General features: G+C 56.8%; 17 protein-coding genes. 7 read left to right on the forward strand and 10 right to left on the reverse strand.

Translation table 11 applies throughout. The features are described 5' to 3' along the window. Positions 1 to 89: 89 nt before the first annotated feature. Complete coding sequence (locus GFB49_RS08435) at positions 90 to 920, forward strand: LytTR family DNA-binding domain-containing protein (RefSeq protein ID WP_153215422.1); 831 nt, start codon at positions 90 to 92, stop codon at positions 918 to 920. Positions 921 to 998: 78 nt separating this feature from the next. Here the strand turns inward: GFB49_RS08435 and GFB49_RS08440 are convergent, their stop codons facing one another. After that, complete coding sequence (locus tag GFB49_RS08440; protein ID WP_153215423.1) at positions 999 to 1418, reverse strand: hypothetical protein; 420 nt, start codon at positions 1416 to 1418, stop codon at positions 999 to 1001. Between the two features lie 445 nt (positions 1419 to 1863). On the opposite strand from GFB49_RS08440, the gene rplS reads away from it, so the two are divergent. The 3 genes from rplS (at position 1864) to GFB49_RS08455 (ending at position 3471) form a co-directional block, all read left to right on the forward strand. Then, positions 1864 to 2238, forward strand: coding sequence for a 50S ribosomal protein L19 (rplS, locus tag GFB49_RS08445; RefSeq protein ID WP_153215424.1), 375 nt, complete (start codon positions 1864 to 1866; stop codon positions 2236 to 2238). A gap of 11 nt (positions 2239 to 2249) precedes the next feature. Continuing rightward, positions 2250 to 2471, forward strand: a complete 222-nt coding sequence (rpmE, locus tag GFB49_RS08450; protein ID WP_153215425.1) for a 50S ribosomal protein L31 — start codon at positions 2250 to 2252, stop codon at positions 2469 to 2471. A 190-nt stretch (positions 2472 to 2661) separates the two neighbouring features. After that, positions 2662 to 3471, forward strand: a complete 810-nt coding sequence (locus tag GFB49_RS08455; protein WP_153215426.1) for a division plane positioning ATPase MipZ — start codon at positions 2662 to 2664, stop codon at positions 3469 to 3471. A 239-nt stretch (positions 3472 to 3710) separates the two neighbouring features. On the opposite strand, the gene flbT is transcribed toward GFB49_RS08455, so the two are convergent. The 5 genes from flbT to GFB49_RS08480 form a co-directional block, all read right to left on the reverse strand. After that, positions 3711 to 4115, reverse strand: coding sequence for a flagellar biosynthesis repressor FlbT (flbT, locus tag GFB49_RS08460; protein WP_153215427.1), 405 nt, complete (start codon positions 4113 to 4115; stop codon positions 3711 to 3713). 2 nt (positions 4116 to 4117) lie between these two features. Further along, positions 4118 to 4489 (reverse strand): flagellar biosynthesis regulator FlaF, encoded by a 372-nt coding sequence (flaF, locus tag GFB49_RS08465; RefSeq protein WP_343032519.1) that lies wholly within the window; start codon positions 4487 to 4489, stop codon positions 4118 to 4120. Between the two features lie 80 nt (positions 4490 to 4569). Continuing rightward, complete coding sequence (locus tag GFB49_RS08470) at positions 4570 to 5412, reverse strand: flagellin N-terminal helical domain-containing protein (protein WP_153215428.1); 843 nt, start codon at positions 5410 to 5412, stop codon at positions 4570 to 4572. 213 nt (positions 5413 to 5625) lie between these two features. Then, a complete protein-coding gene (locus GFB49_RS08475) occupies positions 5626 to 5985 on the reverse strand; it encodes a flagellar biosynthesis protein FlgN (RefSeq protein ID WP_153215429.1) in 360 nt (119 codons plus the stop codon). Next, positions 5978 to 6271 carry a rod-binding protein gene (locus tag GFB49_RS08480; protein WP_153215430.1) on the reverse strand — a complete coding sequence of 98 codons (294 nt, stop codon included), beginning with the start codon at positions 6269 to 6271 and terminating at the stop codon, positions 5978 to 5980. Before GFB49_RS08480 ends, GFB49_RS08475 begins: the two co-directional genes overlap by 8 nt. 129 nt (positions 6272 to 6400) lie before the next feature. Here GFB49_RS08480 and GFB49_RS08485 point away from each other — a divergent pair, with 129 nt between their 5' ends. The 3 genes from GFB49_RS08485 (at position 6401) to GFB49_RS08495 (ending at position 9860) form a co-directional block, all read left to right on the forward strand. Next, the gene (locus GFB49_RS08485; protein WP_194269295.1) at positions 6401 to 8287 is read left to right on the forward strand and encodes a flagellar hook-length control protein FliK; all 1887 of its coding nucleotides are present in this window, start codon (positions 6401 to 6403) and stop codon (positions 8285 to 8287) included. A gap of 1 nt (position 8288) precedes the next feature. After that, entirely contained in the window at positions 8289 to 8966 is a 678-nt protein-coding gene (locus GFB49_RS08490; protein WP_153215432.1) for a flagellar hook capping FlgD N-terminal domain-containing protein, read from the forward strand. An 87-nt stretch (positions 8967 to 9053) separates the two neighbouring features. Further along, positions 9054 to 9860, forward strand: a complete 807-nt coding sequence (locus GFB49_RS08495) for an aminoglycoside phosphotransferase family protein (protein ID WP_246149653.1) — start codon at positions 9054 to 9056, stop codon at positions 9858 to 9860. On the opposite strand, the gene GFB49_RS08500 is transcribed toward GFB49_RS08495, so the two are convergent. Genes GFB49_RS08500 through GFB49_RS08515 form a run of 4 tightly spaced genes read right to left on the reverse strand, consistent with a single transcriptional unit; the run spans position 9812 to position 13981 of the window. Beyond that, on the reverse strand, positions 9812 to 11161 hold the full coding sequence (locus tag GFB49_RS08500; protein WP_194269296.1) for an NAD(P)/FAD-dependent oxidoreductase: 1350 nt from the start codon (positions 11159 to 11161) through the stop codon (positions 9812 to 9814). The two genes, GFB49_RS08495 and GFB49_RS08500, sit on opposite strands and share 49 nt — an antisense overlap. Then, entirely contained in the window at positions 11161 to 11976 is an 816-nt protein-coding gene (locus GFB49_RS08505; protein ID WP_153215433.1) for an ABC transporter permease, read from the reverse strand. The genes GFB49_RS08500 and GFB49_RS08505 overlap by 1 nt, the downstream gene beginning before the upstream one ends. Then, the gene (locus tag GFB49_RS08510) at positions 11973 to 12854 is read right to left on the reverse strand and encodes an ABC transporter permease subunit (protein WP_153215434.1); all 882 of its coding nucleotides are present in this window, start codon (positions 12852 to 12854) and stop codon (positions 11973 to 11975) included. Before GFB49_RS08510 ends, GFB49_RS08505 begins: the two co-directional genes overlap by 4 nt. Further along, positions 12854 to 13981, reverse strand: coding sequence for an ABC transporter ATP-binding protein (locus tag GFB49_RS08515; RefSeq protein WP_343032520.1), 1128 nt, complete (start codon positions 13979 to 13981; stop codon positions 12854 to 12856). Before GFB49_RS08515 ends, GFB49_RS08510 begins: the two co-directional genes overlap by 1 nt. Positions 13982 to 14046 lie beyond the last annotated feature (65 nt).

Below are 14046 nucleotides of genomic sequence, written 5' to 3' on the forward strand. Positions count from 1 at the left end.
CAACCGTTCGCGAATTACCTGTGTTCCTCTGCGCCACTCGTGGCTAACGTCTCAGACGACTCCTATCCTATGTTCGGTGTTGTGGCCCCATGCCCTTAGAGTTCAAACTCAGCAATCTAATGACCTTTTTGGGTGGTGAAACCGTGTCACGGCGGCACCGGCTGTTGGTTGGCGCGATCCTCCTGTTGGCCTGCGCAACGGTGCTGGCCGGTCTGGAACCCGGCGCCACCAGAGAGCTTTCATTTCTCTGGGCTGTGATACATTGGATCGCCCATCTTTTGGGGGCGGTGCTGATCCTGGCTTTGCTCACGATTTTAGCAATGCGCCTGGGACTTCCCGACCTCTGGGCAATGGGGGCTGCAGTTTTATTGCTGCCGCTTTGCCTGGCGCCGCTCTCTTTGGGGATGGAGGCTGTCATCGCCAATGCCACTGGGGGAACTGATCTGGACCCAGATGGGTATTGGGAAGAACTCAGCCATGTCGCGTTACCCGCCATCGGCCTCACGACGTTGGCGGTTCTTGCGGTGTTCAAAGCGGCCGAGTTCGCCATGGCGCATCGTGCACCGCTGATGGCGCGCTTTGATAAAGAGCCGACCCTGCGGAGCCTGTTTGCGGATCTGCCCCATACCCTTGGTGAGGATTTGATCAGCGTCAGCGCCAATGATCATTATGTGCATCTGCGGACCGTGGAGGGCAGCACGATGCTGAACCTGAAATTCACTGATTGCGTGGAAAAACTTTCGCCCCTGAAAGGCGTTCAGGTACATCGATCCCATTGGGTGCGCCTAAAACACATTGACCAGGTGCGACCAAACGGCAGTAGCTATCTATGTATCATGCGGGACGGTTCTGAGATCTCAGTCAGCAGACGCAGATACGCAGGTCTCAAACAAGCGCTTGAAAGACACGCCGCAGGATAGCGGTCGCCACCATATTGTCAAAATACGGTGGCTCACGCATATCTACGGCTTTTTCCTGAAATCCTGCGTCAAGGGCGGTCAACAGCTCAGATCAATCCGCCATCTGTTGAAGGATGTAAGCCCCTCCTGGGTGCTGCGCAGATTTGTGTCTGGCGTATACCCTTCCAAGCGGTCCAAGAACCCACCCTGAAACACGGCAGAACATCCGGTTTCTGCTGCGACCGCCTGTTCCAGATCCGCGGCTGTATATGCAAAATTCGGGGCCGCAGGCGCGATCTGGGCAAAGTCCCGCGTGTCTGACACCGCAAATTCATAAGGCGCGCCGTTAAACGTGATGCGGGTGCGTGTCTCCCAGACAGCGTCATTTATCGCCTTGGACGCGGCAACATCTTCGGGGAAAGGGCCGCCGAATTCACAAGCAGACATCGCGACAAGCGCGGCCAATGCAATACCTGGCAACACGCCGGGGGCTTGTTTGTGAACGGATTGCTTTTTCATTCTAATACCACCTGAAATACCAAGGACGATGTTCATCGACCGGCTGCGCAATTGCACCGATCGGCCTCAGCTTAGTCTTGTGGGCAGGCGGGTCAATTCCATCAGGTAAAGGGGGCGGTGTTGGTGTTGCGCCGCCACAGGACGTTGCCTGCGCAGCGCGCGCGGCCAGGCAACCGTTTCGCTGCGAAACAGCTTGCAAAATAGGGCGGGGAAGCCTATGAACCGCGCATCCGGCGCTCCTGTGTGAGTCGCGCGGATCTTTTTGTTTTGGACACGTCCGGTTTCTTTCGACCGGTGCGCCAGACAAGAAGCCAAGATCAAAAGAATGTCGGATCATCTCTGGCGGGCGCGGTGGTTTCACAGGCGGACCCGATGAAGGCACAGAGCTCTGGGTCGAGAAATCACCTTCGTGGACAAAACCACGAGCAAAATAGGAGAAGGTCAGATGGATCTGATCGCACAGCTTGAGGCGGAACAAGTTGCCGCCCTGGGGAAAGAGATCCCCGATTTCAAAGCCGGTGACACCATTCGCGTCGGCTATAAGGTGACCGAAGGTTCGCGTTCGCGCGTCCAGAACTACGAAGGCGTTTGCATCAGCCGTAAAAACGGCGTTGGCATTGCTGGCTCGTTCACCGTCCGTAAGATTTCTTTTGGTGAAGGCGTTGAGCGTGTGTTCCCGCTGCACTCCACCAATATCGACAGCATCACCGTTGTCCGCCGCGGTCGCGTTCGTCGCGCGAAACTGTACTACCTGCGCACCCGCCGCGGTAAATCGGCACGTATTGCTGAAGACAGCAACTACAAGCCCAAAAAAGCCTAAGGAGTGGTTCAATGAAAGCCGATACACATCCCGACTACCACTTGATCGACGTCAAACTGACCGATGGCACCATCATCAAGATGAAGTCGACCTGGGGCAAAGAAGGCGACCAGCTGGCGCTGGATATTGATCCTTCTGCTCACCCGGCATGGACCGGCGGTTCGACCCGCCTGATGGACGCCGGTGGCCGCGTGTCCAAGTTCAAAAAGAAATACGAAGGTCTGGGCTTCTAAGCTCTGCTGTTTCGACATTTCACATGCAGACGCCGTCCCTTTGGGGCGGCGTTTTGCGTTGAGACGGGCGGTTTTTACGGCGGAACAATAAACCTCAGGAGAAGTTGCGCGGAATCTTTCCCTTTGAATGAGGTCAAGCTATAGTCTCTAAAAAGAAGCTTGCTGCAATATCTGGGGTAAAGACACAGTCATGGCGCATATTATCGTTGTGGGGAACGAAAAGGGCGGTGCTGGCAAATCCACGGTTTCGATGCATGTTGCAACCACTTTGGCGCGTACAGGCCATTCGGTTGCAGTGCTGGACATGGATCTGCGCCAGCGCTCCTTGGGGCGGTATCTGGAAAACCGCAAAGCCTTTGTGGCAGAGACCGGGATTGATCTGCCGTTTATCGAACTGACCGAACTGCCGGACATCGATGAAAGCGCCTTGGGCCCGAATGAGAACGTGTATGACCACCGCCTGTCGGCAGCGATTGCTGATCTCGAACCGCGGGTGGATTTTATCCTGATCGATTGTCCGGGCTCTCATACCCGGCTGAGCCAGGTGGCGCATTCCTTGGCGGATACGTTGATCACGCCGTTGAATGACAGCTTTGTCGATTTTGACCTTTTGGCCCGTACCGACCAAAAGGGTGAGAACATCCTAGGCCCATCTGTTTATTCCGAGATGGTGTGGAACGCTCGCCAATTGAGGTCGCAAGCCGGGTTAAAGCCCATTGACTGGATCGTCATCCGCAACCGGGTCGGCACCCAGCGGATGGTCAACAAGGAAAAGATGGAGCGGGCCGTCAAGATGCTGTCCAAACGCATCGGTTTCCGTGTGGCTCCTGGCTTTTCCGAGCGGGTGATCTTTCGCGAATTGTTCCCACGCGGGCTAACGCTGTTGGATCTGAAAGATATCGGCGTGAAGCAGCTGAACATCTCTAACATTGCAGCCCGTCAGGAGCTGCGCGAGATGATGAAAGCGCTCGACTTGCCGGAAGTAGAGATTGATATCTGAGGGGTGATGCTTTCCGCAAAGTCATAATTTTGCGGGAAGATCAGGTTTATGTGGTTCTGACGCAGGCCATCTGTATGTAAAGGATGCCGGTGCCAATGACCGTGCAACGGGGCCAATTGGATCACAGCCCTGGCGACGGGAATGAAGGGTAGCCGCAGGCGCCTTCTGTCCAAGACGCGTTGGACAGGCGCGCCGTTGGAAGCTTCATCCCGTAATCCAAAGGTATTTGGCGCAGCGCCTTACGACGGGCGAATGGCCAGCAATCGCTCCTCTCGTGGTAAGAGCGTGCGCAGAGCTTTTAGACACCGATAGTGGTTGTCATTCAGAATTGCATTTGTTGCCTCTGCCAAAGAGCTGCGGCTGTCGGGGTCGGTAAAGACCTGGCTCAGCTCTTCCAGCCGACGCAACATCGCCAGCCGATCCTCTTTGGGATCAACGTCGCCCGTGAGGATCAACTGCGCTGCATAGCAGACGCGGCGAACCGGGGTGTTTGCATCTTCTGGATGGATAGCGTCACGAAGACGCAGAATGTTTGCATCTGGTGTGACAATTGACAGACGGCTGCGGCGGTCCCCATTTTCGATAACTGCACCGTTTACCAGTACGCGCTCTTTAGGGGCCAGTTTTAGGACCAATCCACTCATAATTAGGTCGCTCCTCCTCGTAGGCCTCTCAAAACGGCCGTGTTGATTTCCAGGAGAGGCTGAACACCAGCTTCCCTCCGGAGGACTTTTGGGGTGTGTTGACGGGTGAACGCGGCCAGGTAGACCAAATTCTCTTTTGCGTCATCGGGCAATTGATTGCCTGAACTCAGAAGATCGTTTTCAAGAATGCGCCAAAGTTTGCGATTGGTCTCCAGTGCGCTTGCCAGCGCGGGGAAGCCTTTTTTACCTTTTCTTGCCGCATCCAAAAGCTCTCGTGTTACCCGTGCAATGACCTTGTACTCATAACTTTTTGGGGTGCTGGCGGACTTGGTCGCAGCGGCATAGGCATTTTTTGCCTTCAATTGGGCATTCACGTGTTTTCCTAACGTATTACATCAGATTCTCTGAGGTCGGCGGACCAGGGCGTCCAAGAACGCCCTGGTCAAGCTGTGGATTAACGGAACAGCTGCTGGATGGTCGAAGGCTGGTTGTTCGCGATCGACAGGGCCTGTACGCCCAGCTGCTGCTGTGTCTGCAGAGCCTTCAGTCGCGCGGACGCTTCTTCCATGTCGGTATCAACCAGAGCACCGATACCTTCTTTGGTCGCGTCTTTCACCTTGGTGATGAAGTCCATCTGACCATCGATACGGGCCGCAGCCGCACCCAGTTCAGCACCGGATGTCGTCAGGGTTTCCAGGTGCGCTTCGATGGCGTCCAGCGATGCTTCGGCTGCCGAAGAGCTGGTCACATCGATATCGGACAGATCCAAAGCGGTGGTGAAGTCCTGTGCCGCAACGGTGATGTTGGACACTGTTACACCGGAGCCACCCGCAGCACGGTTGACTGAGGACAGAACCGTCAGGTCAGAATTCGTGCCATCAACAGTATCTGAGTCCAGCAGGTTTGCACCGTTGAACTGGGCCGCGTCGATGATCTGCCCGATTTGGTCGGTCAGCTGGGTGATTTCGTCGCTGATTGCATCGTGGTCAACGTTTTCACCAGTCGCCTGAATGACTTTCTCACGAACGTCTTCCAGAATGTCGGTGATCTGTTCAACCGCAGCCAGAGCAACACCAACAGTGGACGCACCCAAAGCCAGGGAGTCTTCTACTGCTTCAAAGCTTGCTGCGTCTGCTTCCATTACTTTGGAGATGGACCAGATGGCAGAGTTGTCTTTTGCGGTGTTGATCTCACGGCCGGTGGAGATGGCGTTCTGAGTGTCGGTCAGGTTATTGTTGATCGAGCTCAGAGTCTGCAGCGCAACCATTGCACCGCTGTTGGTCAGAATGCTGGTCATAGCATTTAATCCTTGTGTGCGAGGGTTCTTTTTCCCTCGATTTATCCCTGCCCCATATGGGGCGCTCTCTGACGTCTTTCTGACTGTGCGAATTGCCTGTTGGCTTCCGCGCCACCCCGTCTCGAGGTGCAAGGTGACTTTGCACCGTGAGTTGCTAATGGAGTGCTAAAGCTCAAATTTGGATAAGTAGAATTTTTCCTAAATTGAGCAGGCTTAGGCGCGCTTCTCCAGCTTCTTGCTGACCATGGTTGAATAGCTGCTTTTGCGGCCAGATTTGTCATAGACATCGAGCCCTTTGCGCACACGGCGCAATTCCTGCATGCGGTTGGCCACCGACCGAATGCCTTGCATCGCGCTTTCCAACAAAAGCTGGTTGCGCGAGACTTTGTTATGCACCGTTTCCAATGCGTCCCGCTCCAGCTCATCCAGCATGTTCAAATCAGAGATCAGCGCGTCTTTTCGTTCCAATAAGGACTGAAGCTTGTCCAGCTTGCCCTCAATCAGCGCTTCACGTTCCAATTCCAGGATTTCATCCAATTCGTCGATTTTGTCTTGTGCGTGCAGCTCAGTCATTTTGGGCCTCCTTCAACGCATTATAAAGTGATTCAGCCAGGCCAATGCCGCCGGCCTTGGTCATTTGTTTGGCCTGCTCTTCTACGAGAAAGCTGGAAAACTGATCCTCGCCCGCGCCGCCGCCAAACGAGTCGCGTGCTTTGCCCATTCCGGCGGATTTCAACATTTCAGCAAGAAATGCGCTTTCAAGATCCATAGCAGCCTTGCGTATCGGATCCTGCGCGGGCGGAGTGGCCCGCGGGCTGCCCGCGTCTGGCGCCCGGACGGGTGAAGAGTGAATTTCCATTCTGGACCTCAACTAAAGACGGTTGGAGTTGTTTCGATTTTTCACAGAATGCCAGACGAGCGGTTAAAATTGCGGTAACCGATTTGATCTATTCTGAATATGTCAAGATAGAATGTCTGGAAACCAATGATGAATACCGCGATTGTTGGACAAGTAACTGATATTAGTCAGAATAAGCTGGGTTCTAAACCTGGGAAATCTTCCGGCGAATCGCCATCGGGCGATTCATTCGCTGCGGTTTATGCAGATTCCAGCCAAGCGGCACCGGAGGCAGAGCAGCCAGAGGTATCTGAAGCACAAGGTGCTGTACCCGGACCGGATTCTGCTGAAGAAAACGTCGAAGCGTCCGATGATCAAACGGATGAGACTCACACAGAGGTTGATGTTGCTGCGCTTGTATCAGCTGAGGCAGCAGCGGCACCTGCGGGCCAGGCCAGTACCGATGACAACAGCGTGTTTGAGCGGTCTGGTGCTTCACAAGAAGATGTCGCGGCGGTAGTGGCTAGTTCTGTTCCAGAAACGGGCGCTGCTGACGGGGGCGAGCCTGAAACGCAGGCGGTGGCCGATGGAACCGTGCAACCGGCCGGTGAGGGTGTGCCGTTGGCTGACGCGAGTTCCAGCGCACTACGGGCACAACAATCAACACCCAGCGGTAACGGGTTGGACGGCGCTGCGAAAGCGGCTGTGCCAACTACGGGATTGTCGCAAACAAACGGTATTTCCAATGGCGGACAGGTGCAGTCGCCACCTGGCGCGCAGCAAGAGGTGGCTGGGGCGGAGGAGACTCCGGTCAATGGCCCTGTGGCGTCACAGCAACCCATCGGAGCTGGGCTTACCCAAGCTGAAGTGCTTGCGGAATTGGCCCGTACCTCCAACGGTTCCATTCAAGACCTGCCTCTTGCCTATCGGGTGCGACTTGGCGCGCTTTCGCCTGCTGCGCAGCAGGCAATTCATAAAAGTGTCGCCTCTGCAGTTCCAACCGCAGCTCCTGTTTCGCCCATTGCGGCATCTGTTCAAAACGAACTGGCGCTGCGGCAGGTCACGGATTCGGGCAACGGGTTGGTTGCAAATGGTCCAATTGACCTTCCCGAAGGTGTTGAATTGGATGGCATCACGCAGTTTGAACCCGCGGCAGCCTCTAAAACGCTACCTGCGACACCTGCTGTTGCCGTTGCTCCGAACGCTGCAACGATACCGGCGGCTGCAGCGACGCCTGCTGATGATATCCCCGTCGCTGCTGAGACGCCCACTGCTGTCACGGCACCCGCAGCGGCTGCTGCACCTACCGCTGCGACAACTGTGGTTCCTGTAAATACCTCCCGCCTGACCCAGGCAGGAACCCGCTCTGAAAAGTCAGACGAAGTGCGGCTTGAAGAGGTTTCAACAGATACAACTGCGGAAGACGCGCTTCTACCGGGGCAAATCATACGAGAAGGTGGCATAGTTGGGGCAACACAGGTGTCGCAAGCTGCCCTGTTCGCACAGATAGGCCAACCGCAAAACAACGAACGGTTTGGCCATGGTGCTCAGCAGGATTTCCGGCTTGGACCCCAAGCGATTGGCATCACCCAGTCTCTCACCGAGGCGACGTTCCGGCCTGCCACAATTCCAACGCCTGAGGTTGCACAGCGGATTGCGGTGCAGCTGACCGAAGCTTTTGCGGCCAAAGGCGAGCGAAAAGTTGAAGTCATGCTGAACCCAAAAGAGCTGGGGCAGGTCAAAATGCAGTTGAGCACCAGCGAAAACGGGGTGCGCGTGATCATCCATGCTGAACGTTCAGAAACCGGCGATTTGATGCGTCGCCACATCAGCGCGTTGGAAAATGAGTTCAAAGATATGGGATTTGAAAACATCTCCTTCTCCTTCTCCAGCGGTGATTCCCAGTCGCAATCCGGCGGAAACAACCAATCGGGTGGCTCTGCGCGTCAAGGGCAAGCCGTAGCAGACGAAATCGAAACAACACCTGTCGGACAACAGTTGAACCTGGGCGGATCCGGGTTGGATATGAGAGTATAAAATGACCACACCAGTCACCGGGACGAACCCAACATCCTCATCGGTATTTACATCATCCTCCGGCGGATCCTCTGCCAGCGGGATTACCTCCGATTTCGAGACGTTCCTGCGTCTTTTGACCACCCAGGCAACCAACCAAGATCCGTTGGAGCCGCTTGATTCGACCGAATACGCCTCGCAGCTGGCCCAGTTCTCGATGGTGGAACAACAGGTTCAAGGCAACGAGCTGTTGCAGGGCCTCCAGTCCCAATTGGCGCTGTCGGCCATGTCAACGGTTACTCAATGGGTCGGGCTGGAAGCGCGCGCGCCTGTTGCGGGCTACTTTGACGGCGCCACACCGATTGTAGTCTCACCAAACCCTGACGAGACGGCGGATGATGTTCGCTTGGTCATCGAGGATTCGGAAGGTAACGTGGTCAACGATCTCCGCTTGCCCGTGTCGACCGACAACTATGAATGGGATGGCCGCGATTCGGACGGTGATCTGGTTGCAGTTGGAAACTATACTTTCTCCCTTGAAAACTATCGCAACGAAGAGGTGCTGACCAAGTCCACGCCAGAGGTTTACGGCAGAATCCGCGAAACGCAGTTTGTAAACAATGAAGTGGTCTTGATCATGGACGGCGGTTCGGCGATCAACTCAACGGATGTGACTGCGCTGCGTGATCCGGCCGCCTAAGGCGGACAGAAACAGGGCGCGTTTTGCCAATAGGAGCGCGCTCTGACCACCACCTGTTTCGACATTGATCCTTTGTTTTGGGACTGTTTGACCCGTCGCGGCCTGGCGGTTCAGAAACGTCAAAGACTTGTCGGGGGGCGGTCCAATCAGGTGTTTCAATTGGGGGCCACGGTCCTAAAAGTATACAACCCGGTGCGGGCGAACCCATTGTTTGCCAATGATCCGCAGCGCGAGGCGCTGATGCTGCGCTGTCTGGATGACACCGGACTGGTTCCACGGTTTGTCAATGCAGGCCTAGATGCCGGGCTGCATTGGATCGAATACGCGCATGTTTCGGGAACACCATGGCACAGCGGCGCGGGGCAGGTGGCGCAGATTTTGGCCAAGCTCCACCGCCAGAAGATCGCCATAGATCTGCCCAAAGGGGCCAATGGATCCGCGGATCTTGAGGCGCAGACAGAGGTGATTTTAGCGGCGTGTCAGACGGATCCAGGCCTTGGCACGTTAAGGCCGCGTTGCCCTGTCGCGCCTTTGGACACATGTGCGCTGATCCATGGCGACCCGGTTCCGGGCAATATTCTGGTCGCCAGTCCCCAGTGGCGTTTGATCGATTGGCAATGTCCGGTGTGGGGCGATCCGGCCGAAGATCTGGCTGTTTTCCTGTCACCCTCGATGCAGTTTCTGTATCGCGGCGCGGTTTTATCAGCGGCTGAGGAACAGGAATTCCTAAGCGCTTATCCCGATCCAAATGTGATGTCGCGCTATCTGACGCTGCGCCCCTGGTTCCATTGGCGCATGGCGGCCTATTGTGCGTGGCGGGCAGAAAAAGGTGCGGCGGCGGATCGTCAGGCCTTGTCACTGGAGGTGGCAAAGCTCAGATCTTTGAGCGCGTAGTAGCCATAAGCCAAGGGTAAAAAGGCACGTCGATAGGCGTTCAAAGGAAACCGGGGCGCGGTTTGGACAACGCTGGAATAGGGCAACACAGGGGTCGTGCCGCGCACCAAATCCGCCAGGATGCGGCCGGCGTAAGTGCCCATTGCGACGCCATTGCCGTGGTAATTCAACCCCGCAAACAGGCCCGGATGGTCTGGCACAGGCCCGATAAAGGGGACAAGCCCCGCGCCCAGGCTGACAAGGCCGGACCAGCGGTGGGTCACCTCGACCTCTCTCCAGGCAGGGAACAGCTTGTGGAAATGGCGCAGCAATTGGCGGCGAATTTGCGCCTCGGCCTTGGCTGACGCGCGCAAGCCACCGCGCATCCCAAACAGGAAACGGCGATCCGGCATCAAGCGGAAGTAGTGCAGCAGGTGCCGGGTGTCATAGGCCATCTGGTCACTGGTCCATCCCTGCGCTGCCAGCTCTTGGTCTTGCAGCGGGCGGGTGACCAGGACCGAGGACTGGCTGGGCAGGTAACGGGCCCGCAGCCAGGCGGGGATGTCGTCGCTGGAATAGCCGTTGGTGGCAAGGATCACCTGTTTGGCCTGCAAAACGCCACCGGGAAGGCGCAGGGTGAATTGACCCATATGCGGGCGCAGATCTGTGACGGGACTGTTTTGAAACAATTCGGCCCCTGCCTCGGCAGCGGCGGCTGCCAGTCCGAACAGGTATTTCTGAGGATTCAGGCCAAATCCAACGGGTGTTGTCAGCGCGCCAAAAAAACCGCCGTTCAGGCCGGCGGCGGCCAGATCCTGTGGTTCGGTCAAGGTGACCGGGACATTTGCCGCAGCGGCCGCATCCGCCGCGCGGCGCAGAGCCTCCATCGCGCGGGGGCTGTGCGCCATCTGTGTCTCGCCCTGGGAATGGGCATCCACGTCGATATTGTGGAAGTCGATCAGCTGTTTGGCCAGTTCAACGGCGGCAACTTCGCTGTGTAGATAGGTCTCGGTCGCCGCAACCCCAAACCGGCGCTGCATGGCCGTTTGTGAGAGTTTCGCGCCACCCAAGCAGCAAAACCCACCATTGCGGCCCGACGCGCCCCAAGCGGGCGTTTCCGCCTCAACCACGGCCACATGCACCCCGGCCCGCGCCAGGTGATAGGCCGCGGATATGCCGGTGAAGCCGCCACCGATGATGGCCACGTCCACAGTCCGGGTGCCGCCGAATGTGGGCCAGGTGGGACGTTTGATGGTGTCGTCCCACCAGCAATTGTCGCGGGGCCCTTCGCTATAGGTGAAAGCGGGAAAGATGCGTTGCATCAGTTCCGTTCCGCCTCCTGCTCTTCTTTCATCTGGCGGGTCATCTGGTATTTCGTCACCAGTGAGGCGATGCTGACCCCTACGGCAACAATAGCAATCATAATCGTCGACAGCGCGTTGATTTCGGGGCTGACGCCCAGACGCACAGCCGAGAAGATCTTGATCGGCAGGGTAGTGGCCGCTGGCCCTGATGTGAACGACGCGATGACCAGATCGTCCAGCGACAGTGTAAAGGCCAAAAGCCATCCCGAAATCACAGCCGGTGCGATGATCGGCAAAGTGACCAAGCGAAAGGCTTCGGAGCCGGTGCAGCCCAGATCCAGCGCGGCTTCTTCCAGGGAGCGGTCAAATGTGACCAGGCGGGACGAGACCACAACCGAGACAAAACACATGGAAAAGGTGGTATGCGCCAGAACAATGGTCAACACGCCCCGGTCCAGCCCGATGCCAATGAACAGCAACAACAGCGACAGGCCGGTGATGACTTCGGGCATTACCAAGGGCGCATAGATCATGCCGGAAAACAGCGTACGGCCAAAAAACCGCCCGCCGCGCACCAGCACATAGGCCGCCATCGTGCCGAGCACAGTTGCCAATGTGGAGGAGGCCACCGCAACTTTGAAGGTGACCCAGGCGGCTGTCAAGAAGGCCTCGTTCTTTAGCAGTTCCCCATACCATTTGGGCGAGAAACCGCCCCAGACCGTCACCAGTTTGCTTTCGTTGAAGCTGTAGACGATGAGAATCACCATCGGGATGTACAGGAACGCAAAGCCGAGCGTCAGGGAAACGGTGTTAAACCAGCTCATCCGGTTCATGTGTCGGCCTCCTGCTGTTTTTGCTGGTTGCGCTGGAACAGCACAATCGGGATCACCAGAAGCAGCAACAGAACCACCGCCACCGCAGAGGCCACGGGCCAGTCGCGGTTGGAGAAGAACTCCTCCCACAGGACCTTGCCGATCATCAGCGTGTCTGAGCCACCCAGAAGGGAGGGGATCACAAATTCACCCAAGGCGGGGATAAAGACGAGGAAACAGCCTGCGATGACGCCGGGGCGCGACAGGGGCAGGGTGACCAGCCAGAAGGCGGTTGTCCGGGAACAGCCCAGGTCTTCGGCCGCTTCGATCAGCGACCCGTCCATCCGTTCCAGCGCGGAATAAATCGGCAGGATCATAAACGGAAGATAGGTGTAAACGATGCCGATATAGACCGCGAGATTGGTGTTGAGGATCACCAGCGGTTCGGTGATAAAGCCGCTCCACAACAGAAACTGGTTCAACAGGCCTTCATTCGACAGGATCCCCATCCAAGCATAGACCCGGATCAGGAAACTGGTCCAAAACGGTAGGATCACAAACATCATCAGCGTCGGGCGCCACATCGGCGGCGCGCTGGCCATGCCATAGGCGATGGGATAACCCACCAGCAGCGTAAAGAACGTCGAGGTGATCGCGATCTTGAGCGAGCTGAGGTAAGCTTTCCAATAGAGATCATCCTGGGTGAGCCAGACGAAATTCTCAAAATCCAGCTGCGCTAAAAAGGCCCAGATTCCCTCGGCCCAGTCAAATTGCGGCAGATAGGGCGGGCGGGCAATGGCGGCGTCCGACAATGAGATTTTGAGGACAATGACAAAGGGCACCAGAAACAGGGCCAAAAGCCATGTATAGGGCACCAGGATCAGAAACGCGCGGCGCATCAGTTCGCCAACAGGACACCGGCGCTGGCGGTCCAGGACAGCCAAACAGTGTCTTCCCAAGTAAAGGCGCGGCGTGAAATGCGGCGGGTGTTGGCGGTCTGCGCCTTGATGATCGCGCCGGTTGGCAGCTCTACGTGATAGGTGGAGATATTGCCAAGATAGGCGATGTCCAGAACCTTGCCCTGCACCGCATTGGCGGCGTCTTCGGGCTTGTCTGCGGAAATTGCGATTTTTTCCGGGCGGATCGCCAGGTGGCAGTCCTGATCTGCGCTGAATGTGGTTTGCGACAGGGCCGTCAAGGGCGGCGCGGTGTCAGACCAGGTGACCGCAAAGCTTGCCTCGCCGTCGGGTTTGGCCGTGCCCTTGATAATGTTCACCTCGCCGATGAAATCCGCCACATAGACCGAATTGGGCTCTTCATAGATCTTGTCGGGGGTGGCGACCTGGACGATTTTGCCATGGTCCATAACAGCCACGCGGGAGGCGACGGTCATCGCCTCTTCCTGGTCGTGGGTCACGATGACAAAGGTGGTGCCGGTCTTTTCCTGAATATCCATCAGTTCAAACTGCGTTTCCTGACGCAGCTTTTTGTCGAGCGCGCCCAAGGGTTCATCCAGCAACAGCAGCTTGGGCGCTTTGGCCAGTGATCGGGCCAGCGCAACCCGTTGGCGTTGACCGCCAGAGATCTGGTGCGGTTTGCGCCGGGCAAAGCTTTCCATACGGGTGAGGCGCAGCATTTCTGTCACGCGCTCTTCGATCTGATCTTTTGGCAGACGTTCGCGGCGCAGGCCAAAGGCGATATTGTCCCAGATGCTGAGATGGGGAAACAGCGCGTAGGATTGGAACATCATATTGACCGACCGAAGGTTCGGAGGCACTGCGGCAATGTCTTGTCCTGCCAGCAGAATTTGCCCTTCGCTGGGGGCCTCAAAGCCGGCCAGCATGCGCATCAATGTGGTCTTGCCGCAGCCCGAGGGACCCAGGAGGGCAAAGAACTCGCGTTCGAAAATGTCGATGGTCAAATCGTCGATGGCGGTGAACTGGCCAAACCGTTTTGAGACGTTTTTGAACTGGATCAGGGGGTGAGCCAAAGGATCATCCCAGGGCGCAAAAACAGGAATAGACACGATGTACCTCTTGGACGTCATGGACAGAATTCGGTTGCCTATCCATGTGCTGAAAGCCGATGGTC

Source organism: Tritonibacter litoralis, assembly GCF_009496005.1.
In the GTDB taxonomy this organism is placed as follows: Bacteria; Pseudomonadota; Alphaproteobacteria; order Rhodobacterales; family Rhodobacteraceae; genus Epibacterium; species Epibacterium litoralis.

What these genes read in the sequence shown, in the direction of transcription:
- GFB49_RS08470 (WP_153215428.1), bottom strand. Translation starts at nt 5,412, where the DNA reads ATGACCAGCATTCTGACCAACAGCGGTGCAATGGTTGCGCTGCAGACT.
- GFB49_RS08435 (WP_153215422.1), top strand. Translation starts at nt 90, where the DNA reads ATGCCCTTAGAGTTCAAACTCAGCAATCTAATGACCTTTTTGGGTGGT.
- GFB49_RS08480 (WP_153215430.1), bottom strand. Translation starts at nt 6,271, where the DNA reads ATGGAAATTCACTCTTCACCCGTCCGGGCGCCAGACGCGGGCAGCCCG.
- rpmE (WP_153215425.1), top strand. Translation starts at nt 2,250, where the DNA reads ATGAAAGCCGATACACATCCCGACTACCACTTGATCGACGTCAAACTG.
- GFB49_RS08440 (WP_153215423.1), bottom strand. Translation starts at nt 1,418, where the DNA reads ATGAAAAAGCAATCCGTTCACAAACAAGCCCCCGGCGTGTTGCCAGGT.
- flbT (WP_153215427.1), bottom strand. Translation starts at nt 4,115, where the DNA reads ATGAGTGGATTGGTCCTAAAACTGGCCCCTAAAGAGCGCGTACTGGTA.
- GFB49_RS08475 (WP_153215429.1), bottom strand. Translation starts at nt 5,985, where the DNA reads ATGACTGAGCTGCACGCACAAGACAAAATCGACGAATTGGATGAAATC.
- GFB49_RS08505 (WP_153215433.1), bottom strand. Translation starts at nt 11,976, where the DNA reads ATGAACCGGATGAGCTGGTTTAACACCGTTTCCCTGACGCTCGGCTTT.
- GFB49_RS08485 (WP_194269295.1), top strand. Translation starts at nt 6,401, where the DNA reads ATGAATACCGCGATTGTTGGACAAGTAACTGATATTAGTCAGAATAAG.
- GFB49_RS08510 (WP_153215434.1), bottom strand. Translation starts at nt 12,854, where the DNA reads ATGCGCCGCGCGTTTCTGATCCTGGTGCCCTATACATGGCTTTTGGCC.
- GFB49_RS08490 (WP_153215432.1), top strand. Translation starts at nt 8,289, where the DNA reads ATGACCACACCAGTCACCGGGACGAACCCAACATCCTCATCGGTATTT.
- GFB49_RS08455 (WP_153215426.1), top strand. Translation starts at nt 2,662, where the DNA reads ATGGCGCATATTATCGTTGTGGGGAACGAAAAGGGCGGTGCTGGCAAA.
- GFB49_RS08500 (WP_194269296.1), bottom strand. Translation starts at nt 11,161, where the DNA reads ATGCAACGCATCTTTCCCGCTTTCACCTATAGCGAAGGGCCCCGCGAC.
- rplS (WP_153215424.1), top strand. Translation starts at nt 1,864, where the DNA reads ATGGATCTGATCGCACAGCTTGAGGCGGAACAAGTTGCCGCCCTGGGG.